Raw genomic sequence first — 17,681 nt, 5'->3', positions numbered from 1 at the left:
TCCTTAAATTTACTTAATAATTATACTTGGTCTAACTATTAAAAAGCAAGAAACACGAACGCAAGTTTCGAGTTCTCGCTTCTCATAATATATATACGCAAAAATCTCTCAAATGTTTTAAAAAAGAGTCGAAAATTTCGACTCTTTTTTTAAATTTTACATTGATCCTTTAAAGACACCCCATGAACCACGGAAATAGTCAATTCCTGAATAAATTGCAAAAATTAATGCAATATAAAGCAAAATTGTTCCAAGGTAGAATGGATCACCTAAAAGTAAGAAGATAATTGACAACATCTGTGCAGTTGTCTTTATCTTACCGGGCATTTTAGCTGCGATAACTTCACCATCATTTTCAACTACAATTAAGCGTAGTCCAGTAACAGCAAGTTCGCGACACACAATAATTGCAATTACCCAGGCTGGGGCTAATTTAAGTTCTACTAAGAAGATGAAAGCGGTCATCGTCAACATCTTATCAGCTAATGGATCCGCAAACTTACCAAAGTTAGTAACTAAGCCATTTGCACGAGCAATATGTCCATCAAGCCAATCAGTTGCTGAAGCTACGGCAAAGACAACCATTGCAATAACTTGGAGCCAAGAGACAGTTGTTCCTTGAACTATCCCCATTGGAGCAGTATATCCATCCATTGCTCCCCTAAAAATAAGCAACAACATGAATACAGGAATCATAAAGATTCGAAACATCGTTAATTTGTTTGGTAAATTCATTATTGGTTATTTTGACCTCCGTTATTTTGGCTTCCTGTTTGAGTATTATTTGTTTGGCTGCTTTGAACTGTTTGGGTATTGCTACTTTGTGCTACAGATGATTGAACTTGGCTAGTAGCACTTGAAGATTGACTATTAGCAGAACTTGAGCTAGTTGCTACAGATTTAGTATTGCCCAAAGTCAATTGAACTGTCGCAGTTGACGTTGATTTAGCAACTGGTAATTGCTTGCCTGCAATAGTTATATTTGTAGTTTGAGTATTACCTAATTGGATAGAAACACTCTTGACATTCTTAGCTAGCTTAATCTCGTGACTCTTATTAGCTTGCAACGTTCCTTGCCACAATGATTGTCCATCGACGCTAACTTGGACCCATACGCTTGCAGCACCAGTGCTTACCTTCAAAGTACGATTGTTGGTTAAACCAGTAACATTGAATGAATTATTAGCTAACTTTTTAACTTTAACGGCTTGGGCTTTAGCTGATGACTTCTTAGTCTTAGCCTTCTTAGGCTTAGAAGAAGTAACATGCGAGGAAACCGTTACATTATCTGATTCGTTTGCGGATTGTTGATTAGAACCTGAGAAGAAATGTCCGTATACAAGGTACACAACAAAGATAACAAGTAAGATACCAATCACTGTTGCAGCCTTAGGAAGATAGCTCTTCCATAAGCCCTTCTTATTATTAGTTGTTCTCTTAATCTCTTCACTCTTATTGTCGATTGAATTTTCAACATATTCCTCTGGCTTAGCTTCAGGAACTTCAGATTGAAAATCTTCTAACAATTCTTTACCATCAAGACCAACAATATCTGCGTATTGTCTGATGAAAGCACGGACATAAAAATCGCCTGGCAGTTGATCAAACTCATTATTTTCGATAGCTGCAAGATACCGTCTTTGAATCTTGGTTATCTTCTCGACATCCTCAATCGACATACCTTTCGCTTTTCGGGCACTACGTAATTTATCTCCAATATCTGCCATAATAACCTCTCAATTTTTTTGCATATTCAAGTATGAGTATACCAAAACAACTGGTAGTTAAACAAGCCACCCACCATCAACATATATTGTTTGACCAGTTAAATAATCAGACTGGGGAGCTAATAAATTCTTTACCCAGAAAGAAACATCTTCCGGCTTAGCTAATCTACCCGCTGGAATCTCATCTTTTACTTGTTCTAAAGTTTCTTTTGAAAAGATTGCATTCATCTTAGTTGCAACCGCACCTGGAGCAATAACATTTACAGTTAAGTGACTGGAAGCAACCTCTCGCCCATAGCCTTGGGCAAAGCTGGATAAAGCACCCTTAGTTGCGCTATAAACACTCTCCATTGCACTAGCTTGACCACCATACACTGATCCTAAAAAGACGATCCTACTATGATCTACCTTCAACAACATCGGCTCTAATAGAGATACTATCTTCAAGGGAGTTGTGAGGTTAATCTTAATGAGTGTTTCGATAGTGCTTAAATCTTGACTTCCTAAAAAGTTAAAATCCGTTATTCCATGAGCAAATACTACCCCATTAACTGGCAACAAACTATCGATTATTCTTTTTAGAGTTTTATCATCACTATTAAAGTCAAGCTTTAAAGTCATAAAGTCTTGTTTAGGATATTGCTGCATTAACTCTTCACTTAAAGCCAAAGCTTGAGCTTGCTGGCTAAAGTAATGCAGATACAGTGACCAGCCATCTGCGGCCAATTCTCTAGCAATAGCTTGGCCAATGCCACCTGTAGCTCCAAAAATTATTGCCCGCTTCATTTAGTTTCATCCCCATTATCTTCCCTTGTATCATTACCTCTATTCAATAATGAATCATTTGAAGAATCTAAATTTGATGAATTGCTTGCCAAAGTCGATGTAAATATATCACTTTTTGAAATTATTTTTTTATAATAATCGCAAAATTCACTAAAACTTAAATTTTGAAATCGTCTTACAACTGTATCTAAGTCTTCTCTTTCGAGCATCATTTCCCCAGCTTCAATCGCCAAGTCACTGATATTATCTCTTTCACGAATCATTTCAGCAATATATTCTTTCTTTTGCAAAGTGAAGAGTCGCTTATCGCCATTAAAATTCTTAATTTGCGCTTTGATAGCCAAAATTAACTTTTGATAATTTGGAGCAAAACCAGCTATTGTAGCAAAATTTCCTTGACGAGTATAAGAAACAGAAATATCTAACGGACTTACTAATAGTGCATTCTGCTGAGCTTTTTTAAACCAGCTACTCATAGTGCCTAGCTTCTCTTCCAGCATTGATTCAATGATCGACTGCATTAAATTTTTGCTAGGATCAAATTCTTCAAAATCAGGCAGCTTAATTCCAACAATTACTCGGCTAGTATCTACATCTCCCGTAATAACCATATCATGATTATCCTCAGAAGGAGATACTTGATTAGTTGGTAGTTGATATTTTTTAGCTGAAATATACTTGTTTTCAAGTTTACCTACTTCTCGCAAGATTTCTTGGGCTTGATTTTGGCTAAAGCCACCACAAGCAATAAATTTCATATTATTAGCCAGATAATGGGCATGATAAATCTCTTCTAGATCTTTTGCGCTCATTGCAGCAATAGATTCATGTGTCCCAGCTAGATCAGTCGACAGATTACTATTTGGAAACATCATCTGTAATAAGTTATGTCGAGCTTGCCATAAAATATCATCTTGATACATGCTCAATTCCTGATCGATAATATGAGCTTCTTTGGCAATACCCTTTTCACTAAAGCTAGTCGTACCCACTAATTCAAATAGCAATGGTACAACCTTACGCCAATGATTAGTCATCTCGGCATAAAACATAGTTTCATTCTCTGAAGTAAAAGCATTTGTCGTTGCTCCCACTTCTTCAAAACGATGGGCAATGTCACCATCTGGCTTGTTAAACAACATATGTTCTAAAAAATGAGCTCCACCAGCAACTTTTTGTGGATCTGCCCCGCCAAAATCAACAATTATGCCTATAAATTGTTTAGCAAATTGCGGACGCATGACTACTTGAGCTTCAAAGCCGGAAGAATATGTTCTTTTTAAAGTACTTAATTCTCTCATAGTAAGTAATATCTTTCATTCAAAAATAATTCTTGACTAAACTTAACTAAATCATCTGCCGTAAATCTTTTTACATGGTTAATTCTCTTTTCAAAAGTCATATTTCTTCCTCGCAAACCATTGGCTAACATCTGGATTAAACTTATACCTGGATCATCTTGAGAAATTAAGTAGCGCCGGATCAGCGCCTGCTTAGCCCGCTTAAATAAATCTAAATCAATCTCGCCTTGCTGAAGCTTAGACACTGAATTAGTGATAATTTTATTTACTTGATTAAGTTTTGACTTATCAATCGCAGTACTAATTACAAACATTGAATTGTTAAAATAATCATCTGCTGCAACAGAATAAGCTGCACCTAACTCTTCCCTAATCTTCTTAAACAAATCTGAATATTCATCACCTGCTAAATAATTGCTTAACAGTAAGCCTCCAAATTGATTCAAGATAGCCGACTTATCAATATTAAAGCCATATCCCATGATAATATGAGCCTGTAAATTATCTAAATGGTCCTCATCCTCATGAAAATCTTCAATCGCTGGGATAGACACTTGATTCACTGCAAATTCTCTAGAATATCCAGTCCAATCAAGATATGGCTGCACTAGATCGGTTAAGGTATCCGCATCTCTAGCTTGACCAAGGCAAATTGCTGGGCTGTGGGTCAACTTACGATAGAAGTCACGCACCTCATCTAACTCAGCATCAATTATCTTGTTCTCATCGCCCCACATCATGTCTTTAAAATTGGGGCTATTGCGATACCAATTCGACAAAAAGTGCTGCATTGCCAAGTGACCTGGCAGGTCGTAGTATCTTTCCATAATGTTATTAAGCCGACTTTTAGAAATTTCTAGTAATCTTTTTTCAAAAAGTGGTTTCTTAATAATATCAAAAAAAGTACTGATTACCTTTTCGTAGGTATAATCAGGATTTAGGACCTCTCGTGGTTCAATAAAGTTAGCCACATAAGACATCACAATCTGATTACCAAAAACTTCCGGTACAATATCTAAACTCATATCATAAAGATTAGACATTGAACGTGACTGCATTTCAACAGACGGATAAGCTCTTGTAGCACTACTTTGCATCATTGCTAAGATATTCGCTAAGGCTAAATTCTTAGGAGTCAATGGTACACGCAAAAAACAGCCCAAAGAGGCTGTTGTAAATTTTAAATTGTATTCTATTTCGAGATTTGCCATTATTAATCATCCTCATGTTTTTTGGGAGGTGGGACTAATACTTGCCGTGGCTTAGAACCTTCTGATGGTCCCACTATCCCCTTAGATTCCATTTCATCTACAATTCTAGCAGCACGATTATATCCAATTCTAAAACGCCTTTGCAACATTGATACACTTGCCGATTGCTGCCGACGGACTAGGTCAACAGCTTGATCATAAAATTCATCCTCCGGTTCATCATCACCCGCTGAATTCTCGCTATCTTTTTGAGATGGGATCATATCTTCATTATACTGTGCTTCTTGTTGGTTCTTAACCCAAGCAACGACCTTTTCTACTTCATCAACTGAAATATAAGCGCCTTGAATTCTCTCAGGCTTAGGAGCACCAATCGGCAAAAATAGCATATCTCCTCGACCTAATAACTTCTCAGCTCCCACTTGATCTAAGATAGTTCTTGAATCAACACCACTAGACACTGCAAAAGAAATCCTAGAAGGAACATTAGCCTTAATCAATCCAGTAATAACATCGACACTAGGACGCTGAGTTGCTAAAATCATGTGAATCCCAGCAGCTCGCGCCATCTGAGCTAGGCGGACAATTGCATCTTCAACTTCGTGACCTGCGACCATCATTAAGTCACTTAATTCGTCAACAATCACAACAATGTAAGGTAACTTATCCATGACGGGCTTTTCTTTATCAGCATTATTTTCAATTACTTTTTGATTATATTCAGTAATATTACGGACACCGCCAACTGCAAATAGTTTATAACGTCGCTCCATTTCCTTAACTGTTTTTCTCAAAGCATTAGCAGCTAGCTTAGCATCTGTCACAACTGGAATTAACAGGTGGGGTATTCCGTTGTAGACTGACAACTCTACCATCTTAGGATCAATTAAGACCAACTTGACATCTTCTGGATGTGACTTCATCAAAATGCTAGTAATAATCGTATTAATTGCAACTGACTTACCTGAACCAGTTGAACCTGCAATTAATAAATGGGGCATTTTACGCAGATCAGCTGAAATTGTTCTTCCTTCAACATCCTTGCCTAGAGGCACTGATAAGGCTGCCTCCTTTGCCTTATCATCTTGGTGTAAGACAACATCTTTGAAAGCAACTGCTGATGTAGTTTTATTAGGGACTTCAATACCTACTAGGGGCTTGCCTGGAATTGGAGCTTCAATTCTAATATCTTTAGCTGCCAAGGCCAATGCTAGGTCATCTGCTAAATTTACTATCCTACTTACCTTAACTCCCACTGCCGGTTGAACTTCATAACGAGTAACAGTTGGACCTAAGACAGCTTTTTTGACTATTACCTTAACGCCAAAGTTCTTAAAGGTTGATTCTAAGGTCTGAGTATTCTGCTGGATTAATTGCTTATCTTGGCTCTGGTCAATCTTCTTAATTGGCGCCAATAAGCTTACTGGCGGCATAATATACTTTTTCTCAGGATTAGATTTACCTGCTTCATTGCCTTCAGACTTAAGTTGATTCTTGGTTTCCAGGTCAAGTTTTTTATCATCTTCAATGTGCCCGTGAGAAGGTGGCAGGTCATCTGTCATGTCATCTAAGTGAGTAATCGTTGGTGCTTGTTCAAGCGGATCAGGATCTGGCACTTGATTGTCCTGTGCTACCTCAATTTCAGGTGTTGATACCTTCTGATCTAGATCTTGCTCTTCATCAGGATTGGTATCATTAGCAGAAAAATCACTTAAATCAGGAAAAGTACTATCACGATCATTAATTGGATCCTTTAACTTCTCGCGATTATCTGGTTGTGCTCGCTTTTCCTTTTGTCTATCAATAAAGTCCGCATACCTAGTTTTTAACTTATCACCAGCACCTTTATTTTTTTCAATGAATAATTGTGATGAATTTTGAAAATCATGTAGCAAATTTAAAAACTTAACATTAAAAATCATCAAAATTCCAATTAACATTGCCAAAAAAGCAATCACCTTACTGCCAATAGCCCCAAATAATGGAAACATTCCTTGATAAATAAATGCACCTAGCAAGCCACCACCAACACTGATTGTATTTTGACCACGAGAAAATTCATTAGCAATTGAACTTAAGAAGCTATTTACAAAACCATGGTTAATCATTAAATTTTCAAAATAAATACTACTTTGAAAAAATGCTAATCCCAAATAAAACAGTATTAAACCATAAGTCTTGCGATTACCCCACTTAGGCGGCTGATTATAAATTGTCATCACCAGGCCAAAGATCCCTAAAATAAGACTAGCTAAATAGTGACTATCTCCTATAAAGAATCTTAAACAATTGGTTAATTGACGACTAAAAAGACCAAAATGAACACAACTTAAAATTGCAATTAAAAGTAAAACTATTCCAATAAAAGCATAAGTATGATCTTGATTCTTCTTAACCTTAGGATGTTTAGTAGTTTTCTTTTTCGTGCGCTTCTTTTTTTGCGCCATTAGATACCTTCCTAATTCTTATCAGTATTTAAATCATCGTCATCTTCAACATCAATTGACTTAATTGACTTATTACTATCATTGAAGTTAGCTTCAAAGCTTAAATTTACAGGTTGGTCTAATACAACTTGCGTAATCTCATAAGTTAGCGTTTCAATTTCTTCCACCAATGGACGAGATACCAATTGATAGTCCTGCGGACTTAGATCAGTACCATCACCAAAGTAGTCCTTAAATTGTACTATCCTTGTGATCAATCCACTAACAGTAAACTGACCAGGTTCTGGCGCGACTTCAAAAGGAACTGCAATTTCAAAGTATCTGCCATCCTTACCCTCGTCTTGGCTACCATCATCTTGTGTTTGGTATACCTGGCGTAAAGATACATTAACCTCATTCTTTACTACTGGTTCTTCATTAAAATCATAATGAAAGTTACGCACTAATACTGGTGTCATATTCTTAAAATCCATTATTCATTGTCTCCTAAATTTCTTTCATATCTTTCAGGACGGTTATAACTATCCTTTAGCTTATCATTTTCATAGTGATGGCTTGTCTCCATGTTAGGGAAACCCTGCTGGCGCAACGCTTCTAATAAAACCATAGCCACCGAGTTAGATAAATTATAACACCGAATATTATCAGACATTGGAATTCTTAGATTGCGATCATAATATTCACGCATAAATGTTTCCGGTAAACCGGTGGTCTCTTTACCAAAGACAAAGTAATAGTCTTTATTTGGATCAGTATAGTCAACTTCAGCGTAGTTTTTTGATGAGAACTTAGAAATTAAATACATTTCATCATTTTGACCTAAAGTTTTTAAAAATGCATTCAAATCATCATGACGTCGAATATCAACCTTATCCCAATAATCTAGTCCTGCTCGCTTCATTTTTTTGTTATCAAGTTGAAATCCTAAAGGCTCAATCAAATCTAAGACAGTATTAGTACCAGCACAAGTTCGGGCAATATTACCTGTATTAGCTGGCATCAATGGTTCATATAATACAACATGATTGGTCATTATTATCTACTCCTTTAAAAAACGTAGTACCTATAATTCTAAGTACCACGTTAAAACTACAATTTTATTTTACTATTTACTAGTTAGCTTATCATCATTCTTTATTACTTTTTTATCCGATTCGGGTCTTACTTCATCATATAAACTTGAAACTTGTTTATAGTAGTTAAAGACGCGCGTCACAATGATTTTGACAACCGCATAAACCGGAATGGCAAAAACTACCCCACCTAAGCCAGCAACTGAACTAGCTCCAATCAATAAGAGAATTGTGGTAACAGGATTCATATCCATCTTACTACCAATTACTAAAGGTGAAATAACTCGACCCTCGATAGTCTGCTCAATTGCAAAGACAATAATCACTTTAATTAGCATCATTGGCGAATTCATCACTGCTAGAATTAAGGCCGGTATAATCGCAATAAAAGTACCAAAGTATGGTACCATATTCAAAACTCCAGCTGAAATCGCTAATACTACACCATACGGCAGACCAATAATTGAGTAGCCAATTGCAAACATAACACCTACCCAAAAGGCAACTGTAATCTGCCCTCTGACATAGGATGAAATAGCCTCATTAATATCATGTAATAACTCACTGAAGCTAGCTTGCATCTTCTTAGGAGCAATCCGCGCAATATAAGGCTTTAAATTATGACCATCTTTTAACATGAAGAATAATACAAACGGTGCTGTTAAAATAGTCATAAAGATCATGGTTAAAACATTTACTGCCGAAAAAATATTATCAATGGCAATTGTTATGCTCTGCTGACCAGCCTTAATTAACTTATCTTGAGCACTAGATAGAGTTTGATTAATATTACCTCTTACTTGATTTAATCTTGGATCATGCAGAGCAGATTCGACTGCCTTTTGAGCATCATTCCAGATATTGGGCCAATTCTTAATCAAGGAATTAGTCTGTTGTTGCAATACAGGGACAATTGAGATAATTATCCACACTAACAAAATAACTACAATAACATATAGGATAGCAATGCTTATAATGCGTGGAACATGAGCCTTATCTTCTAAAAAATCAACGACCGGATTCATTAAATAATATTGAATCGTGGCTAGTAACACTGGTGGTAAAATAGCATTAAAGAAAGCCCAAAACGGGTTCAATACAAATGAAATTTTATTAAAGACGAAGATTATCAAGAAAAAAAGCAATAAATTTAACAAAAAGATGCTAAATTTATTATCCAAAAACCAACGCATAAAAACATTACTATGATGCTTTTCCTGGTTTTTCATAATTACATCCTTAAACTTATTTTTTAATTTATCTATGTTCGTAAGAGATCCAGTCTCCCACTTTTACCATTGGGAGTGGATCATTTTCATCTTTTTCAAGATAGATAGCGTTCTTTAGGGGATGCTTAGGGACTTCATCAGTAAAAACTAATGTTGCATGACCAATTGCTTTCATATTCATATCTACCATTGGTCCCACATATAGGGTCAAGAAGGTTTGACCATCAATTGTAACAGTATCGTCTTTTTTTAAAACGAAGCTGCTTACTGTAGTGTCTTTATCGAACTTCTGGATTACTGATACTTTTTTCAAATCTTCAGTAGCTGTTTCATTAAATAAAATAATAATATTTTCTTTAGGGTCGATAGCTTCAGGGCCTACCGCTTCAATTGTCGAATTCCATTTCATAATTTATCTACTCCTTGTCTTATTAATAAAACTTTATCACAACTTTTGTTTCAAAAAAAATAATAGCTACACCAAAGTAAAGCTTTTCATGATATACTCAAAAACGAACACAAACAAGGAGGAATTTTTTATGAAAGTTTGGTTCGGTGGATATACAAGCCACGATTCAAAAGGTATTTACCAAGGTCAAGTTAAGACTACTGACTCAGATATTAAAATCGAAAATGTTGAAAATGTCATTCAAACTGGCAAGCCTACTTACTTCCAAATTAATGACGATTTAATCTTTACTATCGCCCAAGAAGGCGACGATAAGGCTGGTATCGCTAGCTATTCTAAAGACTTCAAGCAACTTGATAGTTACATGCATCCCGGTGCAGCACCTTGCTACATTGGTATCAATAATGATAAGAAGTTACTCTATACAGCTAACTACCACCTTGCTACACTCAATGTATTCTCATTTGATAATGATGGCAAGATTAGCTTAGTTGCTTCAACTAAGCATGAAGGAAGTGGTCCACGTCCTGAACAAGATGCTGCTCACCCACACTTCTTCGACGAAACCCCAGCAGGTAACTTGGTCTCTTGTGACTTAGGAACAGATAGCGTTGACTTTTATAAACTAGTAGATAATAAGCTTGTCCACTTAGCCAGCTATCAAATGGAAAAAGGCTTCGGAACCCGTCACATTACTTTCGCACCTGATGGTACGACAATGTACATTGTTGGTGAGTTATCTAGTCAAGTTAATGTAGCCCGTCTTGACGAAGATAGTTGGAAATTTGAAGATTTAGGAACTTATAAGACAATTGCTGATGACTTTGAAGGACATAATGGTGCAGCAGCAATTCGTCTTTCAAACGATGGTAAATTCTTGTACATTTCTAACCGCGGTGACGATTCTCTTGTTGCTTTTAAGGTCTTAGATAATCAAAAATTAGAAAAAGTTCAACGTATTTCAGTCTTTGGTTCCTTCCCTCGTGACTTTAACTGGGATGAATCTCAACAATACCTAGTAGCCGCTAATCAAAATACTAATAATGCAACTCTGTATCGTCGAAACTCAGAAAACGGAACTCTTACTCCTATTCAAAAGAATATCTCAGCACCTGAAGCAACTCGAGTTTTATTTACTAAGGACTAATTAGAAAGGAAAATCAATGCTCGAATTTCTTAAAGCAATTGTTCTAGGAATTATCGAAGGTATTACAGAATTCCTTCCCATTTCCTCAACTGGTCACCTTTATCTGGCTAACTATTTCATTCAATTAAATCAGCCTAAGGCCTTTATTGATATGTTTATGGTGGTTATCCAATTAGGGGCCATTCTTAGCGTTATTGTTCTTTATTTTAAGAAGTTGAACCCATTTTCACCTTCTAAAACGACGATTGAACGCAAAAATACTTGGACCTTATGGTTTAAAGTTATCATAGCAGTTATTCCATCAATCATTATTGGACTACCCCTAGATGACTGGCTAGATGCCCATATGACAACTTGGCAAGTTATTGCTGCTACCTTGATTATCTATGGTATCTTATTTATCGTCTTAGAAAATTACTATGAAAAAAAGAAACCTACTACGTCAGATCTTGGTAGACTTAGCTACCAAATGGCACTAATTATCGGTTGCTTCCAAGTTCTATCCTTAATTCCGGGAACTTCTAGATCTGGAGCTACCATCTTGGGAGCAATGCTTATTGGCGCTTCACGTTATGTTTCAACTGAATTCTCATTCTTTTTGGGAATTCCAACAATGTTTGGTGCTTCATTGCTTAAGATATTTAAGTACTTCCATGAAGGAAATGCATTCGTTGGTAACCAGATGGCAGTCTTATTAGTTGGAATGGTAGTTTCATTTATTGTTGCCTACCTCTCAATCAAGTTCTTACTTAACTATGTTAAGACACACAACTTCAAGCCATTTGGCTGGTACAGAATTGCTTTAGGAATTATCGTTATTATTATCGGTAGTATCTTTGCAAGGTAAAAGCCCCAAAATCTTGTCGATGGCCTATAAAATTCATAGACTATCAGCAAGATTTTTTTATTTAGTTTTTGTAATTATTTATTAGAAATCTGATGCAATCCTAGCAAACAGCTTAAGCAAAAAACACAGAATAGACTTTGATAATAAATCTATTCTGTGTTTTTTTAGTTTTTAAAGAATTAGCTTAGTGATTTCTCCACTAGAGAACTTTCTTAATTCGCCGTTCACTTCTACTACTAAGCGACCTAACTTATCAATATCAACTGCCTTGCCGACTAACTTTTGCTTGCCAATTTTTAGGGTAATTTGCTTGTTAATAACATTCGATAAGCTCTTATACTCAGTTAAATTCAAGTGAGTATAGTTCTGACTAGCTGCATATGTTGTAGTTATCAGCAGCTTAATTAAGGCTTGCTTATCAATCTTCTCTTCAGAGATACTTCCAACCATTGTGCTTAATTCATCTGGAAAATTTGAAGTATTAATATTAATACCTACACCAATAACTAAACCATTATTATGTCCCTCTGCTAAGATACCGGCTACCTTTTTATTATTAACATAAATATCATTAACCCATTTTAGCGAAAAGTTGACCTTAGGAAAGTATTCCTGCAACTGCTTAACAATCTTAGTAGCTAGATTTAAAGTCAATAAGCCTATCTTATCGTTATCTACTTGAAAGTTAGGAATCGCCAGACTATAATACAGTCCACTATCAGCAGGAGAGTAGAAATCTCTCCCGCGCTTACCATAGCCAGCTGTCTGTTCATTGGCGATAAATACAGCGACTTGATTAGCATGTTCTAAATATTTTTTAGCTAAATCTTGAGTAGAAGTTACCTGATCGTAATTAAAGATTCTCATTATCTTAGGTGAACACCTTTATCAACATAAATCACATCACCAGTGATACCGCTAGCTAAGTCACTCATCAAGAAGGCACAAGTGTTACCAACTTCTTCCTTAGTAACATTAACGCCATCAACAGTTTCGCTTTGAGAGATCTTTAGTAATTCAGAATGTCCCTTAATTCCAGATACAGCCAAGGTCTTAATTGCACCTGCACTAATTGCATTTACTCTAATCCCATCAGTTCCTAGGTCCCTAGCAAGATACCGCATTCCTGATTCAAGAGCCGCCTTAGCAATTCCCATTGTATTGTAGTTAGGAAGGGCACGACTACTACCCATATAGGTCAAAGTTACAATACTAGCCGGATTATTCAAAACCTTAACTGCAGCCTTAGCTACCGCTAAAAGTGAATATGCTGAAACATCTAAGGCTTGTCCATACCCTTCTCTAGTTGAATTAAGAATAGAGCCGCCTAGTTCCTCTTTTTTTGCGTAAGCAATTGCATGTATTAGACCATCAATCTTACCAAAGCGCTCTGCAATTAACTTAAAGGCAGAGTCAATACTGGTATCGCTTGATACATCACACTCAATTAATCTATCTTCATCAGTTACTAACTTAGAAATAAACTTCTTTAAGCGTTCATTTTGATAAGTGTAAATAATTTCTGCACCTTGGGCTGCCATTGCTTGCGCACATCCCCAAGCAATAGAACGATTATTAGCTACTCCCATAACTAAAATCTTTTTCCCATTTAAAATACCTGACATTTTTTCACCTAAAATTTTCTAAATCTTTTATATCTTCTCTCAATTAATTCGTTATTGCTTAGCTTCTCTAGCTTAGTTAATTCAGTCGCTAGTATATCAGCAATATTTTGACAAACTAATTGGTGGTCTTCTGGTTCTTCAATAATTCCTTCAATAACTTGAAACTTCAGCAAATCCTGTGGTGTAAGCTTCATAGCCTCAGCTGCTTCACTTACCTTAGAGGCATCCTTCCACATAATTGCAGCAAATCCTTCCGGCGATAATACTGAATAGATACTATTTTCCATCATCCAGACTTCGTCACCACAAGCTAATGCTAATGCTCCACCAGAACCACCTTCACCATACATAATAGTAATAATGGGCGTTTTGGCTGCTCCTATTTGTAATAAATTTTGCGCAATTGCTTGTCCTTGACCATTTTCCTCGGCGCTTTTACCCGGATAGGCACCAGCCGTATCAACAAATAAAAATACCGGTCGACGAAACTTTTCAGCATTCTTAATTAACCTTAAGACCTTACGATAACCGCTAGGTTCAGGTTGACCAAAGTGTTTCTTTATTCTTTCGTCTAAGTCATGTCCTCTACTTGTTGTAATTACAGTTATTGGCTGACTACGAAAGGTAGCAACACCACCAACAATAGCAGGATCATCGCCGCTAAGTCTATCACCATGAAGCTCAAAAAAGTCAGGAAATAATCTGCTTCTGATCTCATGACCGGTAATGTGTTGCTCACTTCTAGCAGCTTGAACCACTTCCATAGCTGACTTAACCATTATTTTCACCACCAAACTGAAGCAGCCAACTTAATAGCTTCTTTTCATCCTGTCTTTTGACAATATTATCAATAAAGCCATGCTTAATAACATTCTCTGCATCCTGCAAGTCAGGGCTAACTTTTTCATGGATGGTTTGCTCAATAACTCTCTTACCAGCAAAGCCGACAATTGCATGTGGTTCTGCTAGGATAATATCAGCTTCTGTAGCAAAGCTCGCCGTCACCCCACCTGTTGTTGGATCTGTCAAGACTACAATATATAGCAATCCTGCCTTACTATGCTTACTTACCGCATTAGATACCTTAGCCATTTGCATTAATGACAAGATTCCTTCCTGCATTCTTGCACCACCCGATGCTGCAAATAAGACTACCGGCAATCTTTGTTCGGTAGCTTTTTCAAATAAGCGAGCCAGCTTTTCTCCAGTCATTTGACCTAATGAGCCCATAATAAAGGTTGGATCCATAATTCCTAAGGCAAACTGTCTTTGATTAATCTTAGCCAAGCCCGTTAAGACTGATTCATTAATCTGGCTTATTTTTTGTGCTTTAGCAATCTTAGCTTGATAGTTAGGGAAGTCTAATGGATCCGAGGGCTTAAGTTGACTATCCCATTCTTCAAATTCATCTACTAACCAGTCAAGACGTCTTTTAGCAGAGATTCTAAAGCCATAGTGGCACTTAGGGCAGGTGGCATAATTATCTAGCTTACTTGCAAAAATCTCTGTCCGGCATTTAGGACAGCGCTTAATAAAACCATCTGGCACCCGATCATCAGCTAGCTTATCAGCCTTAACGTGATTTTCAGTTAAAGTATTATTATGCTGAAACAGCTTCATTCATTCGCTCCTTCCACTTAGGCAAAAAATGTTGCTCAAGATATGTGTTAGTAAACGCTCCTTGCTTAAATCCTTCATCCTCTAAAAGGGCTAAGTGGAACGCTTGATTAGTCACAATTCCCCGAATTACCATTTCACTTAATAAGCGCTTCATCTTAGCAATTGCTTCTTGACGAGTTTCACCATAACTAACTACTTTAGCAATCATTGAATCATAAAATGGCGAAATCTTCTCTCCCTGGTACAAGGCAGTATCAATTCTCATTCCCGGATTACCAATTGGTAAATATAGATAATCTATCTTACCTACTGATGGCATAAAGTTATTGGCGGGATTTTCAGAATTAATTCGGCATTCGATTGCATGACCTCTAGCCTTTAGGTTCTCTTGTTTAAAAGGTAACTTCTCTCCAGCCGCTACTTGAATCTGAGCCTTAACTAAGTCAACTCCTGTAACCATTTCGGTAACGGTATGTTCAACCTGAATACGAGTATTCATTTCCATGAAATAAAAATTATGATCTTGATCCATCAAGAATTCAATTGTACCTGTATTCACATAGTCGGCTGCTTGAGCTGCTCTAGTCGCTATTTCTCCTAAGTGCTGGCGTTCCTCATCTGTAATCAAGTCGCAAACACTCTCTTCTATTACCTTTTGCTTATTTCTTTGTAAGGAGCAATCTCTTTCAGGAAAGTAGACACAATTACCATATTGATCACGGAAGATTTGTACCTCAATATGCTTAACATTCTGCATAACTTTTTCCATGTACATTCTGTCATCACCGAAGTTTGTCTTAGCTTCGCTTTGAGCTGAGGAAAGAGCCATTTCCATTTCAGAAGAATCTTTGACTTGACGAATACCCTTACCGCCACCACCAGCGGCGGCCTTTAATAAAACAGGGTAGCCAATCTTAGCAGCTAGGTCTTTAGCTTCTTGCACTGAATTAATGAAGCTTTTACTGCCGGGGGTAACTGGGACATCATTAGCCATCATTGTCTGCCTAGCATGTTCTTTGTTACCCATCTTATCGATAGTTTCAGCCTTAGGTCCAATAAAGCAAATTCCACATTCAGCACACATCTTAGCAAATTCTGCACTCTCAGATAAAAAGCCATATCCAGGATGAATTGCTTCAGCTCCCGTACCTACAGCAGCGGCTAAGATATTTTTGATGTTTAAGTATGAATTACTTGGCGATGCTGACCCAACGCAAACTGCCTCGTCAGCAAGTTGAACATGTAAGCTATCTCGGTCAGCTGTTGAATAAATAGCAACAGTCTTAATTCCCATCTCCTTGAGAGAACGAATTATCCTTACTGCTATTTCACCGCGATTTGCAACTAATACCTTTTTAAACATATCTACCACCACCTAATCAATCATGAAAGTTAACTCTGCCTTAGCAATTATCTTGTCATCTACACTGGCATAAGCTTGACCAACACCAATATTGCCCTTAATCTTAGTCAACTCCGTTTCAAGGATTAATTGATCCCCTGGGTAAGCTTGACCTAAGAATTCTGCTTTTTGAATACCACCAAAATAAGCAATCTTTCCTTTAAACTCATCCTTACTCAACAAGGCTACTGCACCTGTTTGAGCCATAGCCTCAATAACTAACGGTAATGGGAATCTGCCATGATTTGCTTGAACAACTTCTTCATTAATACTTACATTGTGAAGAGCTCGGGCATTTTTACCTATTTCAAGGCTAGTAACCTTGTCAATCAAGAGCATTGGATAGCGATGTGGGATAATCTTTTGGATTTCAATAGTTCCTAATTCTTGGCTCATATTAGTTTTCCTTCACCATGATTAAGGGTTGGTCTACTTCAACAAGGTCCTCATTTTCGACCTTAATTTCACTAACAATTCCTGTAGCAGTCGATTTTACTTCTGTCATCATCTTCATTGCTTCAATAATACAAATGGTGTCGCCTTTTTTAACATGATCTCCAACCTTTACGAAAGCTGGTTGTCCCGGCTTAGCTTGTAAGTAGACTACTCCTACAATTGGAGCCTTAACAGCGGTTAAGTCTGAATCTTCTTGAGAAACTTGAGGTGTAGCTACAGTAGATTCTTGAACTTGAGGCTTAACTGTCTGTGATACTTGAGCTGATTGAGATAAAGGTGCATTATTTTTGTTTTTGCTCAAATAAAGGTGAAAGTCACCATCATCTATCTTCAATTCGCGCAAGTCCGAATCTTCAAATTGATTCATTAATGCTTGAATATTTTCTAACTCCATAATTAAC

19 protein-coding genes are annotated in these 17,681 nt (G+C 36.8%); 2 read left to right on the top strand and 17 right to left on the bottom strand.

Annotated elements, in window-relative coordinates:
• Positions 1-156 precede the first annotated feature (156 nt).
• The 10 genes from pgsA to J2Z60_RS03970 form a co-directional block, all read right to left on the bottom strand.
• Positions 157-735 (bottom strand): CDP-diacylglycerol--glycerol-3-phosphate 3-phosphatidyltransferase, encoded by a 579-nt coding sequence (gene pgsA / locus J2Z60_RS04015; RefSeq protein ID WP_209686389.1) that lies wholly within the window; start codon positions 733-735, stop codon positions 157-159.
• Entirely contained in the window at positions 735-1,727 is a 993-nt protein-coding gene (locus tag J2Z60_RS04010; RefSeq protein WP_209686388.1) for a helix-turn-helix domain-containing protein, read from the bottom strand. The genes pgsA and J2Z60_RS04010 overlap by 1 nt, the downstream gene beginning before the upstream one ends.
• Before the next feature lie 57 nt (positions 1,728-1,784).
• The gene (ymfI, locus tag J2Z60_RS04005; protein WP_209686387.1) at positions 1,785-2,513 is read right to left on the bottom strand and encodes an elongation factor P 5-aminopentanone reductase; all 729 of its coding nucleotides are present in this window, start codon (positions 2,511-2,513) and stop codon (positions 1,785-1,787) included.
• Positions 2,510-3,814, bottom strand: a complete 1,305-nt coding sequence (locus tag J2Z60_RS04000; RefSeq protein WP_209686386.1) for a M16 family metallopeptidase — start codon at positions 3,812-3,814, stop codon at positions 2,510-2,512. Before J2Z60_RS04000 ends, ymfI begins: the two co-directional genes overlap by 4 nt.
• Positions 3,811-5,025 (bottom strand): M16 family metallopeptidase, encoded by a 1,215-nt coding sequence (locus tag J2Z60_RS03995; protein ID WP_209686385.1) that lies wholly within the window; start codon positions 5,023-5,025, stop codon positions 3,811-3,813. The genes J2Z60_RS04000 and J2Z60_RS03995 overlap by 4 nt, the downstream gene beginning before the upstream one ends.
• Positions 5,026-5,027: 2 nt before the next feature.
• Positions 5,028-7,472 (bottom strand): DNA translocase FtsK, encoded by a 2,445-nt coding sequence (locus J2Z60_RS03990; RefSeq protein WP_209686384.1) that lies wholly within the window; start codon positions 7,470-7,472, stop codon positions 5,028-5,030.
• An 11-nt stretch (positions 7,473-7,483) separates the two neighbouring features.
• Entirely contained in the window at positions 7,484-7,945 is a 462-nt protein-coding gene (locus tag J2Z60_RS03985; protein ID WP_209686383.1) for a DUF1149 family protein, read from the bottom strand.
• Complete coding sequence (locus tag J2Z60_RS03980) at positions 7,945-8,505, bottom strand: tRNA (cytidine(34)-2'-O)-methyltransferase (RefSeq protein ID WP_209686382.1); 561 nt, start codon at positions 8,503-8,505, stop codon at positions 7,945-7,947. The genes J2Z60_RS03985 and J2Z60_RS03980 overlap by 1 nt, the downstream gene beginning before the upstream one ends.
• Positions 8,506-8,577: 72 nt before the next feature.
• Positions 8,578-9,774 carry an AI-2E family transporter gene (locus J2Z60_RS03975; protein ID WP_209686381.1) on the bottom strand — a complete coding sequence of 399 codons (1,197 nt, stop codon included), beginning with the start codon at positions 9,772-9,774 and terminating at the stop codon, positions 8,578-8,580.
• 28 nt (positions 9,775-9,802) lie between these two features.
• Positions 9,803-10,183 (bottom strand): PTS glucitol/sorbitol transporter subunit IIA, encoded by a 381-nt coding sequence (locus tag J2Z60_RS03970; protein WP_209686380.1) that lies wholly within the window; start codon positions 10,181-10,183, stop codon positions 9,803-9,805.
• A gap of 130 nt (positions 10,184-10,313) precedes the next feature.
• On the opposite strand from J2Z60_RS03970, the gene J2Z60_RS03965 reads away from it, so the two are divergent.
• Together J2Z60_RS03965 and J2Z60_RS03960 are read left to right on the top strand one after the other, a co-directional pair.
• A complete protein-coding gene (locus J2Z60_RS03965) occupies positions 10,314-11,330 on the top strand; it encodes a lactonase family protein (protein WP_209686379.1) in 1,017 nt (338 codons plus the stop codon).
• 16 nt (positions 11,331-11,346) lie between these two features.
• A complete protein-coding gene (locus tag J2Z60_RS03960) occupies positions 11,347-12,177 on the top strand; it encodes an undecaprenyl-diphosphate phosphatase (RefSeq protein ID WP_209686378.1) in 831 nt (276 codons plus the stop codon).
• A 171-nt stretch (positions 12,178-12,348) separates the two neighbouring features.
• Here the strand turns inward: J2Z60_RS03960 and J2Z60_RS03955 are convergent, their stop codons facing one another.
• Genes J2Z60_RS03955 through accB form a run of 7 tightly spaced genes read right to left on the bottom strand, consistent with a single transcriptional unit; the run spans position 12,349 to position 17,674 of the window.
• On the bottom strand, positions 12,349-13,044 hold the full coding sequence (locus tag J2Z60_RS03955) for a biotin--[acetyl-CoA-carboxylase] ligase (protein WP_209686377.1): 696 nt from the start codon (positions 13,042-13,044) through the stop codon (positions 12,349-12,351).
• The gene (gene fabI, locus J2Z60_RS03950; RefSeq protein WP_209686376.1) at positions 13,044-13,802 is read right to left on the bottom strand and encodes an enoyl-ACP reductase FabI; all 759 of its coding nucleotides are present in this window, start codon (positions 13,800-13,802) and stop codon (positions 13,044-13,046) included. The genes J2Z60_RS03955 and fabI overlap by 1 nt, the downstream gene beginning before the upstream one ends.
• 8 nt (positions 13,803-13,810) lie before the next feature.
• Positions 13,811-14,581 carry a carboxyltransferase subunit alpha gene (accA, locus tag J2Z60_RS03945; protein ID WP_209686375.1) on the bottom strand — a complete coding sequence of 257 codons (771 nt, stop codon included), beginning with the start codon at positions 14,579-14,581 and terminating at the stop codon, positions 13,811-13,813.
• The gene (locus J2Z60_RS03940; protein WP_209686374.1) at positions 14,574-15,422 is read right to left on the bottom strand and encodes an acetyl-CoA carboxylase carboxyltransferase subunit beta; all 849 of its coding nucleotides are present in this window, start codon (positions 15,420-15,422) and stop codon (positions 14,574-14,576) included. The genes accA and J2Z60_RS03940 overlap by 8 nt, the downstream gene beginning before the upstream one ends.
• Positions 15,403-16,785, bottom strand: coding sequence for an acetyl-CoA carboxylase biotin carboxylase subunit (gene accC / locus J2Z60_RS03935; protein ID WP_209686373.1), 1,383 nt, complete (start codon positions 16,783-16,785; stop codon positions 15,403-15,405). The genes J2Z60_RS03940 and accC overlap by 20 nt, the downstream gene beginning before the upstream one ends.
• A gap of 12 nt (positions 16,786-16,797) precedes the next feature.
• The gene (fabZ, locus tag J2Z60_RS03930; RefSeq protein ID WP_209686372.1) at positions 16,798-17,220 is read right to left on the bottom strand and encodes a 3-hydroxyacyl-ACP dehydratase FabZ; all 423 of its coding nucleotides are present in this window, start codon (positions 17,218-17,220) and stop codon (positions 16,798-16,800) included.
• A 1-nt stretch (position 17,221) separates the two neighbouring features.
• Positions 17,222-17,674 (bottom strand): acetyl-CoA carboxylase biotin carboxyl carrier protein, encoded by a 453-nt coding sequence (accB, locus tag J2Z60_RS03925; protein ID WP_209686451.1) that lies wholly within the window; start codon positions 17,672-17,674, stop codon positions 17,222-17,224.
• Between the last annotated feature and the right edge of the window lie 7 nt (positions 17,675-17,681).

Source organism: Lactobacillus colini, from assembly GCF_017874575.1.
In the GTDB taxonomy this organism is placed as follows: Bacteria; Bacillota; Bacilli; order Lactobacillales; family Lactobacillaceae; genus Lactobacillus; species Lactobacillus colini.
The sequence above is the reverse complement of the archived record's forward strand: the minus strand, read 5'-3'. Positions and strand labels throughout refer to the sequence as shown.

Excerpts from the sequence above, each read along its gene's own strand:
- accA (WP_209686375.1), bottom strand. The coding sequence starts at position 14,581 with ATGGTTAAGTCAGCTATGGAAGTGGTTCAAGCTGCTAGAAGTGAGCAA.
- accB (WP_209686451.1), bottom strand. The coding sequence starts at position 17,674 with ATGGAGTTAGAAAATATTCAAGCATTAATGAATCAATTTGAAGATTCG.
- ymfI (WP_209686387.1), bottom strand. The coding sequence starts at position 2,513 with ATGAAGCGGGCAATAATTTTTGGAGCTACAGGTGGCATTGGCCAAGCT.
- J2Z60_RS03980 (WP_209686382.1), bottom strand. The coding sequence starts at position 8,505 with ATGACCAATCATGTTGTATTATATGAACCATTGATGCCAGCTAATACA.
- J2Z60_RS03995 (WP_209686385.1), bottom strand. The coding sequence starts at position 5,025 with ATGGCAAATCTCGAAATAGAATACAATTTAAAATTTACAACAGCCTCT.
- J2Z60_RS03960 (WP_209686378.1), top strand. The coding sequence starts at position 11,347 with ATGCTCGAATTTCTTAAAGCAATTGTTCTAGGAATTATCGAAGGTATT.
- J2Z60_RS03990 (WP_209686384.1), bottom strand. The coding sequence starts at position 7,472 with ATGGCGCAAAAAAAGAAGCGCACGAAAAAGAAAACTACTAAACATCCT.
- J2Z60_RS03965 (WP_209686379.1), top strand. The coding sequence starts at position 10,314 with ATGAAAGTTTGGTTCGGTGGATATACAAGCCACGATTCAAAAGGTATT.
- fabZ (WP_209686372.1), bottom strand. The coding sequence starts at position 17,220 with ATGAGCCAAGAATTAGGAACTATTGAAATCCAAAAGATTATCCCACAT.
- accC (WP_209686373.1), bottom strand. The coding sequence starts at position 16,785 with ATGTTTAAAAAGGTATTAGTTGCAAATCGCGGTGAAATAGCAGTAAGG.
- J2Z60_RS04000 (WP_209686386.1), bottom strand. The coding sequence starts at position 3,814 with ATGAGAGAATTAAGTACTTTAAAAAGAACATATTCTTCCGGCTTTGAA.
- J2Z60_RS03940 (WP_209686374.1), bottom strand. The coding sequence starts at position 15,422 with ATGAAGCTGTTTCAGCATAATAATACTTTAACTGAAAATCACGTTAAG.
- pgsA (WP_209686389.1), bottom strand. The coding sequence starts at position 735 with ATGAATTTACCAAACAAATTAACGATGTTTCGAATCTTTATGATTCCT.
- fabI (WP_209686376.1), bottom strand. The coding sequence starts at position 13,802 with ATGTCAGGTATTTTAAATGGGAAAAAGATTTTAGTTATGGGAGTAGCT.
- J2Z60_RS04010 (WP_209686388.1), bottom strand. The coding sequence starts at position 1,727 with ATGGCAGATATTGGAGATAAATTACGTAGTGCCCGAAAAGCGAAAGGT.
- J2Z60_RS03985 (WP_209686383.1), bottom strand. The coding sequence starts at position 7,945 with ATGGATTTTAAGAATATGACACCAGTATTAGTGCGTAACTTTCATTAT.
- J2Z60_RS03975 (WP_209686381.1), bottom strand. The coding sequence starts at position 9,774 with ATGAAAAACCAGGAAAAGCATCATAGTAATGTTTTTATGCGTTGGTTT.
- J2Z60_RS03955 (WP_209686377.1), bottom strand. The coding sequence starts at position 13,044 with ATGAGAATCTTTAATTACGATCAGGTAACTTCTACTCAAGATTTAGCT.
- J2Z60_RS03970 (WP_209686380.1), bottom strand. The coding sequence starts at position 10,183 with ATGAAATGGAATTCGACAATTGAAGCGGTAGGCCCTGAAGCTATCGAC.